This window comes from Bradyrhizobium sp., from assembly GCF_049586575.1.
Lineage (GTDB): Bacteria > Pseudomonadota > Alphaproteobacteria > Rhizobiales > Xanthobacteraceae > Bradyrhizobium.
Map to the genome: position 1 here is coordinate 1 of NZ_JBAVCF010000545.1, position 3,631 is coordinate 3,631.

At 63.0% G+C, this 3,631-nt stretch carries 4 protein-coding genes and 1 pseudogene; 3 read left to right on the forward strand and 2 right to left on the reverse strand.

Going from position 1 to position 3,631, the window contains the following annotated elements:
- Both WB528_RS20425 and WB528_RS20430 read right to left on the reverse strand, forming a co-directional pair.
- Positions 1–615, reverse strand: a pseudogene (locus WB528_RS20425) (hypothetical protein); the annotation flags it as partial.
- Positions 616–750: 135 nt separating this feature from the next.
- A complete protein-coding gene (locus WB528_RS20430) occupies positions 751–1,773 on the reverse strand; it encodes a hypothetical protein (protein WP_423890220.1) in 1,023 nt (340 codons plus the stop codon).
- A gap of 210 nt (positions 1,774–1,983) precedes the next feature.
- On the opposite strand from WB528_RS20430, the gene WB528_RS20435 reads away from it, so the two are divergent.
- From WB528_RS20435 to WB528_RS20445, 3 genes are all read left to right on the forward strand, one after another.
- A complete protein-coding gene (locus WB528_RS20435; RefSeq protein WP_423890221.1) occupies positions 1,984–2,355 on the forward strand; it encodes a Crp/Fnr family transcriptional regulator in 372 nt (123 codons plus the stop codon).
- Complete coding sequence (locus tag WB528_RS20440; RefSeq protein WP_423890222.1) at positions 2,352–3,167, forward strand: MBL fold metallo-hydrolase; 816 nt, start codon at positions 2,352–2,354, stop codon at positions 3,165–3,167. Before WB528_RS20435 ends, WB528_RS20440 begins: the two co-directional genes overlap by 4 nt.
- 75 nt (positions 3,168–3,242) lie before the next feature.
- Positions 3,243–3,631: glutathione S-transferase (locus tag WB528_RS20445; protein WP_423890223.1), on the forward strand; the 389-nt coding region annotated here is incomplete at its 3' end.

Sequence of the window (3,631 nt, forward strand, 5' to 3'; positions counted from 1 at the left end):
CGAGTCGAGCCACCGCCGCGCGATCGCCGCGCAAGTGAGCGCTGCGCCCTTGCCATCCGTCGCGTCGTCGGCTTTAGCCTTCAAGACCAGATTGAACGTCATCGGCAGCCGCGCCGAGGCGCCATGGTCGCCGACCGGGGGAGCATCGATCTCCGTGAGACGATAGATCAGGCGAATTTCACCGCAATTGCCCGGTGCCACAAAGGCGCGGTCCATCCGGTTGACGATGCCGGCCAGCACGAAGCGGTCGGCTTGCGAATAAAGCTGGTCACGGTCGAACAGTTGAAAGTCGAACTGCGTTCCGACGCCGATCGTCTCGTTCGGCAACTCGGCCCTGTGCCGCTGCACGTATCGCTCGAATTCGTCGTCGAGCGATTTTCGAACCGGCGCCATCGAAGACAACGCGAATAAAGCGCTGTCGTTAAGCGGCCCGCCGGAGGCTTTGGATGCCGCCAGCATCCGCATGAGGCCAAATCGGCCACGGTCGAGTTCGCGCAGCGCGGCAGGATCGGTGACGGCAGCGCCGCGTTCCAGCGCCGGCGCGCTTTGCGCGGAGCCCAGCGGCGACAAACACAAGAGCGCTAGGGTGATGAACAGCGAACGCAACCAATCCATGTCCTGACAAACACCGCGCGGAGGTTCCCATTCCAGGGGAACCTCAGTAGCATGTCATTCAGAAAATAGTCGAAAGGACGGCGTGTCGTCGAATGTGTTGCCGCCTCACGCCGTGGTGAAGCGGCGGCTGATGGCTTAGCGCGCGACGATCAGCCCCCGGCTGGTCACGACCACCCAGTGGCCGTCCTGGCGGCGAATGGCATCGACGCGGCCAAGACCCGGCACCATGTCGCCAGCATAGACTTCGTACATGCCGCGACGGCTGTCGATCAGGGCACCGCCATAAGCGACGTCGCGCAGCACCCAGCCGTCGATCGTCGGCAACCGGCCAACCTCGGTCTTCACGTCGGGTTTGGAGGGACCCGGCGCAGCCGCGGTCTGCTGAGCCGTGGCAGTTCCGATCGAGCCGGTCGCCTCCTTCGCGGCGGCAGGGGAGGAAGCCGCAGCGACCGGCACCGCAGCCGGCGCGGTGCGCGGCTTGTCGACGGCTTCGCTGAGCTTGGCAATTTTGGCCGACGGTTCGGCCTGGGCGCGCTCGAGCTTGTCGAGACGTTCGCTGGTCTTGTTGAACTGGCCCATGCCGAGCTTGGACGTGTGATCGAGACCAGTCTTCAGCGCCTGGATGTCGGAGTCGATTCGCGAGAGTGACGCCAGCACCGTCTGGCTGCCGTTGTTGGCCACGTCGCTGCCGCCATGCATGAAGGTTGCGGTCGCGAATGCACCGCCTATTGCGCCCGCGACGGTCGCCAGCGCTACCACGGCTGCGATCGCCGCGATCCGGCGTCTGCCGAAGACGCTTTCGTGCTCGGCCATGTCGGGCTCGACATGGATGCCGCTGTCCGTCCAGGCGCGCCCGCCGCGCGACATGACGATTACCTTGCCGGGAAGCTGCGCCCCCTTGGGCTTGGCGGCTTCCGGCTGGGGCGCCTTGGCGCTCGCCTCGACCTTCGCTGCCTCCGACGCCCCGGGCTCAAACATGGCAGGTTCCGACGTTGAAGGCTCTGGCATGGAGGGCTCGGACACCAGCGCATCCACCGCCGGGCTGGTTTCGGCCGCTGAAGCCGTCACCGGCTCGTTGGGCGTGTCCGCCGAAGGGGAAATCCCCAAATTGAGGGAACCCTGTTCACCGCCTGTTGGCTCGGCTGCCCGTTCACTCATGGTCAAGTCTCCCTAAAAGATTGACCATTTGGTAACTTTCATACCTTGCCAAATCCTTACTTGGCCGGGGGCTTACCGAAAATTTAGGAATTGGCGCGGCCGGGTTTGGGTATCAGGCGGCCTTCGCCAAGGGACCGGCCCCCGCCCACGGCCGGTTTCCACCGCCCGCTTTCCCGACTAACATGCTCCAAAAGATCGGCGGGGGGAGCCATGGCCATCGAGAAATGCATCAACGAGTTTGATGTCGATCAGGTCATTTTCGAGGAAGGCTCGACCGGGCGCGAACTGTTTGTCGTACTCGACGGCAATGTCGAGATCGCCAAGCTGAACGGCGGGCGCAAAACCGTGATCGTCACGCTCGGCAAGGGCGAATTTTTCGGTGAAATGGCGGTCATCGACGGTTCGTCGCGCTCGGCGACCGCGATTGCGGCGGCGCCCAACACCCGCGTGATGCGGATCAACCACGCCCGCTTCGTCTATCTGGTCAGCCAGCAGCCCGCATTCGCGCTGATGGTGATGGATGCGCTTAGCAAACGTTTGCGCGCCTCCAATGCCGCGACCTTCAGGGCGAACACCCCATGAGCGAGCGCAAACCGAGTCCGTTTCCGGTCCTGCTCACCAACGACGTCTGCTCGCTGATCCAGGCAGCCGAGAATGTCTACCAGATCCGGTTCAAGAACCGCGCGGCCAACGCCTACCTCGTGCGCGGCAAGTCCCGCACCATCATGATCGACGTCGGGCTGACCTCGAATTATGCCTCGCTCGTCGAATGTCTGAACCATCTCGACTGCCCGCCGGACAAGATCGACATGGTGATCCTGAGCCACGAGCATCTCGATCACATCGGCGCGGCATGGCATTTCAACGAAAGCCGCACCATCATCGCCGCTCATCGGCTGGCCGCCAACAAGATCATGCTGCGCGACGACTTCTCGATGCTGCGCAAGATGTTCAACGAGCCGAACGTTCCGATCAATGTCGACATCTGGCTCGAGGAGGGCAATCTGTTCGACCTCGGCGATTTCCGCCTGAACGTCATGTACACGCCGGGTCATACCTCGGCCTGCATCAGCCTGTTCGATCAGGAGAAGGGGCTGTTGTTTGCCGCCGATACGCTGATGCCGGGCGGCGTGATGGGTGGCGTGTTCGGCTCCGGCAGCATCAGCGATTACATCCAGTCGCTGGAGCGGCTGAACGGCCTCGACTCGAAAATCCTGCTGTCCGGCCACGGGCGGCTGTCCGACACGCCGCAAGAGGATGTGCGTATCGCGATCCAGCGTTCGCACGCGCTATTGTCCGATACCGCTCAACTGTTCGACGCGCTCGATGCGCGATCGAACTTCGAGCCGATCATGCAATCGGTACGCGACCTCAACAAGCTTGACGACAATTAGCCGCGCGGGCACGGTTTGACAGACCGCCCTTGGTCTGCTCAATGCATCGCGCCGACAAGATAGAGGGGAAACGCCGTGAAATTTTACGACTCGATCGGGCCCAATCCGCGCATCGTGCGCATCTTCATGGCGGAGAAAGCCATCGAGATCCCGAAACAGACCGTCGACCTGCGTGGCGGCGAAAACCGCGAGGCCGAACACCTCAAGCGCAACCCGCACGGCCAGATGCCGACGCTCGAACTCGACGACGGCAGCTACCTCTCGGAGATCACCGCGATCTGCGAATATCTCGAGGAGATCAAACCGGAGCCGGCGATGATCGGCTCGACGCCGAAGGAGCGCGCCGAGTGCCGGATGTGGACGCGTCGCGTCGACCTCAATATCTGCGAGCCGCTCGCCAACGGCTATCGTTTCGGCGAGGCGCTGAAATTTTTCGAAAAGCGCATTCCGGTCGTGCCGGAGGC